General features: G+C 69.6%; 3 protein-coding genes. All 3 read right to left on the bottom strand.

Features of this window, described 5'->3' with window-relative positions; genetic code table 11:
• Window positions 1-90: 90 nt before the first annotated feature.
• The 3 genes from D1643_RS09275 to D1643_RS09285 all read right to left on the bottom strand — a co-directional run bounded on the left by D1643_RS09275 (window position 91) and on the right by D1643_RS09285 (window position 5,878).
• Window positions 91-1,401, bottom strand: a complete 1,311-nt coding sequence (locus D1643_RS09275) for an adenylosuccinate synthase (RefSeq protein ID WP_160710350.1) — start codon at window positions 1,399-1,401, stop codon at window positions 91-93.
• A gap of 758 nt (window positions 1,402-2,159) precedes the next feature.
• Entirely contained in the window at window positions 2,160-4,607 is a 2,448-nt protein-coding gene (locus tag D1643_RS09280; protein ID WP_160710351.1) for an AAA family ATPase, read from the bottom strand.
• Window positions 4,607-5,878, bottom strand: a complete 1,272-nt coding sequence (locus D1643_RS09285) for an exonuclease SbcCD subunit D (RefSeq protein ID WP_370520330.1) — start codon at window positions 5,876-5,878, stop codon at window positions 4,607-4,609. The genes D1643_RS09280 and D1643_RS09285 overlap by 1 nt, the downstream gene beginning before the upstream one ends.
• Window positions 5,879-6,121: the final 243 nt, after the last annotated feature.

Raw genomic sequence — 6,121 nt, forward strand, 5'->3', positions numbered from 1 at the left:
CCGCGGGAGGCGCGCCTCGCGGGCGGGGCGCGCCGGGCACGTCGGGGCGCCCGACACGGCGCCCGGGCAGCGCCCGGGCGGGGCCCTCCCCTACCAGCCTCGCATGATGGTCTGATCTCTGTCCGGGCCCACCGAGACGATGCTCGCGGGGACGCCGGTTATCTCCTCGATGTACTCCACGTACTTGCGCGCGTTCTCCGGCAGCTCCTCGTAGGAGCGGCAACCGGTGATGTCAACGTCCTTCCAGCCCGGCAGCTCCACGTAGATGGGCTTGGCGTGGAACAGAACCGATTGCTGCATGGGGAAGTAGTCGTAGCGCTCGCCGTCGCACTCGTAGGCCACGCACACCTTGAGCGTGTCGAAGGCCGAGAGCACGTCCAGCTTGGTGAGGGCCACATCGGTAAGCCCGTTCACATCGGCAGCGTAGCGCGCGATGACCGCGTCAAACCAGCCACAGCGACGCTTGCGCCCGGTGGTCACGCCGAACTCGTGGCCGATGGTGCCCAGGGTCTGGCCGTCAAGTGCGTCCTGGCCCACGCCGCCCTCGTCGGCGGTCTTGAGCTCGGTCGGGAAGGGGCCGCCGCCCACGCGCGTGACGTAGGCCTTCTGGATGCCGAGCACGCGATCCATGCGCGCCGGGCCCACGCCCGTGCCCGTAGCCGCGCCGCCCGCGCAGCACGACGAGGACGTGACGTAGGGATACGTGCCGTGGTCGATGTCGAGCAGCGTGCCCTGGGCGCCCTCGAACAGGATGGACGCGCCGTCACGCAGGGCGGTGTTGAGCATGTAGGCCGTCTCGGTCATGAACGGCTTGAGGATGCGCGCGTAGGGCAGGTACTCCTCGCAGATCTCGTCCACGGTGTAGGTGTGCAGACCGTAGATCTTCTCGAGGATAGGATTCTTCTGGGCCAGCACCGTCTCCAGCTTCAGGCGGAAGATGCGCTCGTCCATGAGGTCCTGGATGCGGATGCCCTTGCGGCCCATCTTGTCCTGGTAGCACGGGCCGATGCCGCGCTTGGTGGTGCCTATCTGGTTGGAGCCGAGGCGCTTCTCGTCCGCGCCGTCGAGATCCTTGTGATACGGCATGATGACATGGGCGTCGCAGCTGATCTTGAGGTTCTTGCAGGAGACGCCCTCGGCCTCCAGCATAGCCATCTCCTTCACCAGCACGCCGGGATCCACCACCACGCCGTTGCCGATGACGGGCACGGCGTTCTCGTACATGACGCCGGAGGGCATGAGGTGCAGGGCCAGCTCCTTGTCACCGTGGATGACCGTGTGACCGGCGTTGTTGCCGCCCTGGAACCGCACGACGTAATCATAGTCGCCGGCGATGAGGTCGGTGATCTTACCCTTGCCTTCGTCACCCCACTGGGCACCGACGAGCACTGTACTGGGCATGTGTTTCGCTCCCTCTCTTCGGCCGCGGGCCTCCGCGGACGGCAGATTCTCTCGCAACCTCCGAATTATAGTATAGGGAGCGCGCGCAGGCCGCAGAAGGACGGCTAACCGGGGGCAAACTCCCCTATCCAGCGTGGGAGGCTGCGAGAGCTGGGCAAAACCTGCTAAAAAATGCTGCTGCGCTGCAAATTCGGACGGTTTTGCACTCCCCGCAGAGTGGCTGCGCCTCGGCAAAGGCTTGCGAGGCATTTGCGACCTGGCCTTTTCCTTGTTGGCCACAGGAAAAGGCGTGGACAGCCGTGAAGGCCGGGTGCAAAACCGACTGAATTTGCAGCGCAGCCCAAAAAACCGGAGGGCGACCCACGGGCACGCGATACGAGCCGCCGGGGGGGGCGGGGCCTGTGCGAGCCGCGGGATCTGTGCGAGCCGTGAGGCCCGTGCGGGGAGGTGGACGCCCGGTGGAGCCGCTCGGGCGGGAAACAGCGGGGGGGATACCCGGTGGGGGTATGTTTCACGTGAAACATTTGTTTCACGCCCTCGCCAAGGAGGCGCCGCCGATGAAGCCCACGGACGCATGTCGCGCAGAAACGACGGCCGCGACGCAAGCTGCGGCGCCGCGGGTGCGGGGGGGCAAGCCGCGAGGGCCCCGCATAGGGGGCGAGCCGTGGGGCCCGCAAGCCGCGTAGGACCGGCGCATGGGGCCGTGGGCCGCGAGGGGCCCGCAAGCCGCGGGCGCGGGAGGCCGCAGGGTCGGGGCGCTACAGGTCGATGCGCGTAGCGTCTGGGGCGGCTTCACGGAGGGCGGCGACTACCTCCTCGTGGCAGGTGAAGAGGATCACCTGGCGCGTGGCGGCCAGCTCGGCCAGGGCGCGGGCGGCCCCACGGCGACGCTCGGCGTCGAAGTTCACCAGGATGTCGTCGGCCAGAATGGGGATGGCGCGGCCCACGTTGTCGGCTGTCAGCAGCAGCGCCATGCGCATGGCCAGGTACAGCTGTTGGCGCGTGCCGAGCGACAGGTGCACCGGCTCGAGCGTGGTGAGCGCCCGGTCGGTTACCCGCAACACGCCCTCGGACGAGAGCGACACGCTTGTCCAGCGGCCGTCGGTCATTACCGCGAGCAGGCGACTGGCCTGGCGGTACACCTCCGGCTGGCTCTTGGATTCCCAGGTGGCGATGGCCGCTTGAAGCATGCGCTCGGCCAGCAGCAGCCGCTCGAAGTCGGCGGTGGCCTCGGCTAGGCGCGTGCGCACCGCCTGGTAGCGGATCTTCAGCTCGTCGAAGGAGCGCAGCGTGCCCGCCTGCGCCAGCAGCTGGCGAAGCTCGCCATGGCGGCGGTTGAGCTGCTCCGACGCCTCCAGCAACCCCTCGCGCTGAAGCGTGCGGCGCGAGACGGCCTCGTCCACGGCGGACAGTGGCGCGCCCGGCTCCATGCCGGCGCGCTCGTAGAGCTGGTCGCGCTGAAGCGCTATGTCGCCCAGGCGCCGCTCGGCCTCGGTCAGGCGCGCCGTGGCCGCCTGCCGTCGCTGCTGGGCAAGCGCCATCTCGGCCCGCACGTCCTTCGCTTCGTCGAGCAGGGAGCGCGCCCGACGCAGCGACCCTTCCGCCTCGGCAAGCCCCGCCCCGTCCAGCTCGGCGCGGATGGACGCTGCCAGCTCCTCCTCGTCGGCCAGGCACGACGCGAGCTTCTTCTCGTCCTGGCGCATCACCCACTGCGCGTCGCGCAGGCGCTCCTTGCGCGCGTCGGCGTTCTTGTCGGGACGCACGAGCATCACGAAGGCCGCCGCGGCCATCAGCAACGCGAAGGCGGTGATCACCAGCCCGAGCGACATGTACGTGAGGCTGCCGCGGGCGCGCCCGAGGGCGAACAGCGGCAGGCCGCCCATCAGCATGACCACCGGCAGCGCGGCAGCCAGAGCCAGTCGCATGCGGCGCGTGGCGGCCTCATGCGCGCGTTCTGCCTGGTCGTCGCCAGACTCCAGCACCACCTCGTAAGCGGCCTTGGAGGCTGCGAAGTTGCCGCGCGCCCGGTCGACGGCGTGGGCCTGGCGCTCCTCCTTGGCGCCCAGGGCGTCCAGCCGGTCACGCAAGGCGCGGTCCTCTGCGCTGGAGAGCCGCGCGAGCCGTCGGCCCACCGTACCCTCCAAGGCGCGCCGATCGGCCACGGCCTGGCGCTCCTCCTCGCGCAGGCGCTCGCACTCGGCCTCGAGCATGCGCGCCTCGGCTTCGAGGCCCTCGGTGCCGGCGCGGCAGGCCGAGAGCGCCTCAAGCGCCGCATTGGTGTCGGCCACACGCTCGGCCATGGCCTGGCGCTGACCCTCCAGCTGGTGAAACTCGGCGTCCTGCTTGCGATAGGCGTCCATCTCGTCGGCAGCCGCATGCAGCTGCGCGCGCAGGTCGCTGCGTTCGGCCGTCAGCTTGACGAGAGAGCCCTCGGCGCTGGCAGCGCGCGACGTGCACGCGGCCAGGCGCTCCTGCACTACGGACAGCGCATGGGCCGGCGAGGCCCCCGTGCCCGACCCCGCCGTCAGCAGCTTGGCCGTCACGTCCGGCGTGTTGCGCAGCGAGCGCAGCTCGTCGCTGTTGAGCGAGAACATGGTGCGGAAGGTGTCGCGGTCGATGTCGGCCGCCACCGCCACGTCGCCCTGCAGCCCGTCGGCGTTGCGCGCCCGAAAGACCACGAGGTCGGGCGCATCGACGCACGCCGCGGAGCCCCCGTCGAAGGCGCGCCCTCCCGCGAGGCCCTCTCGCAGGACGCCGTCGGGGCCGATGGAGGCATCGCCAGCGCCCTCCTCCCGAAGGCCCTCCCCCGGCGAGGTCCCGAGGCCCCCGAGGCCGTCGGGCACACCAGGCCCGGTCAGTTGACCGAAGACGAGCGCACCTGCACGCTCGGCGTTCTGCGGCTTGTAGGTGTTGCGCGTGCCACGCGCTTCCTCCCAGCCGAACAGCACGCCGTCCACGAACGACGACAGCGTGGTCTTGCCCGCCTCGTTGCGCCCGAACACCACGTTGAGCCCTGGCGAGAACGGCCCCACCACGCGATTGCTCAACGCGCCGAAGCTCGTCACCTTCAGAAACTTGAGGTACGCGCCGCGCCGCGCGTCGCACGCCCTCGCGGCAGTCCGAGCCGCCTCCGCGTGCTGTCCCTCCGCACCCCGCACGTCCCGCACGTCTTCGGCGCCTTCCGCGCGCCGTCCCTCCGCGCCCATCACTTCTCCTCCTGGGTGAGCAGGTCGAGCACGAGCTCCTGGGCCTCGGCCGCCAGCTTGTCAAGCTGGCCCGAAGGCGCCGAGGGCAGCGCGATGCCACGGCGCAGGAACTCCTCCTGCAGGTAGGCGCGCTCCTCGTCTGAATCGGCGCGCAGGGTCTCGGCGGCGCGCAGGAACACGGCTGGGAACAGGCCTTCCGCCAGCAGCGCCTCCCTATCACGCGGACGCGTGGTCTCGTCTATGAGTGCATCGCAGAAAAACTCCGGATACGAGTCGTTGACGCTCGTGCGCACGTCCTCCAGCACGCCGGGGCGGCCGAGCACCTCGTGGAGGTCGGTCGCACCCGTCAGCGTGATGCGCGTCACCATCTCCTCGCACGACGAGCGGCCATTCACGGCGAACAGCTCGCGCATCACCTTCTCCACCAGGGCTGGCAGCGTCGGGCTGTCCGACGCGTCCACCGCCACCTGCTGCCAGACGATGCTCGCCGTGGGGATGAACTCGACACGGTTAGGCGCGCCCTTCTCCAGCGTGACCAGGCTTACGCCGCGCCGACCCGTCTCGCGGATGTCGCGTCCCTGGATGCAGCCGGAGAACACGAGACGCGGGTTCGCCGGGTCGTCCTCCCAATGGCGATGGATGTGCCCAAGCGCCCAGTAGTCAAAGCCGGCGGCTCGCAACGCGTACGGGCTGGTGGGGGCCTTCACCGGATCGAGGTCGAGCCCGGTGTGGAGCACGCCCACGCCGAAGGGCGCCTCGGTCGCGCGCGGGCCGAGCGCCTGCTCGGCGGCTGTGCGGGTGATGCCTGCGGCGATGTCCTCGTCATCGGCCCATACCTTGTTGGGGTAGCCGCGCCCAGCGATGACGCACAGCGGACGCCCGTCGCGCTCGTGCAGCGCGAAGCTGGGCCGATCGGCGGCGAGCATGACCGCGTGCGCGGGCAACGAGAAGAAGTCCTGCTGCCAGGTGGCGTAGGGGTCGTGGTTGCCCGTGCACAGGTAGCTGGCGATACCCGCCTCCTCCAGCCGCTCGAGGCCGCGGAAGAAGTGCAGATAGTCGCGATAGGAGGCGCGTGCCGTGTCGAAGATGTCGCCGGCGATGACCACGAAGTCCACGTCATTGCGCACGGCGGCGTCCACCACGCGGTCCCATGCCTGCGGGATGGCGTCCATCAGCCGATCGGCCCACCGCGGAGAGAGCGCCCGCAACCCACGGAAAGGCGCGCCGATATGCAGGTCAGCCGCATGGATGAACCTGAGCGAATCCCCCACTGCGTCTCCTTCCGCCATCGCCGCCACGCCGCCACTGCGCATAGCATACCCGAAAGGGCCCACGCTTCCCCGCGCGTCCCGCCCGCAACCACATTTCGCGGCTTTGATGGCACAGATCCGGAGTTTGGTACGGTGGCGAACCCTCGCGAGACGCCCTCTGAAAAAGCCGACCTGGGGTTTTGCCTCTTGCGCCCCCGCGAAACAGGGCTATCAAGCTGTTTTCGCGTCTCGCCACCGTACCAA

Source organism: Enterorhabdus sp. P55, assembly GCF_009911695.1.
In the GTDB taxonomy this organism is placed as follows: Bacteria; Actinomycetota; Coriobacteriia; order Coriobacteriales; family Eggerthellaceae; genus Enterorhabdus.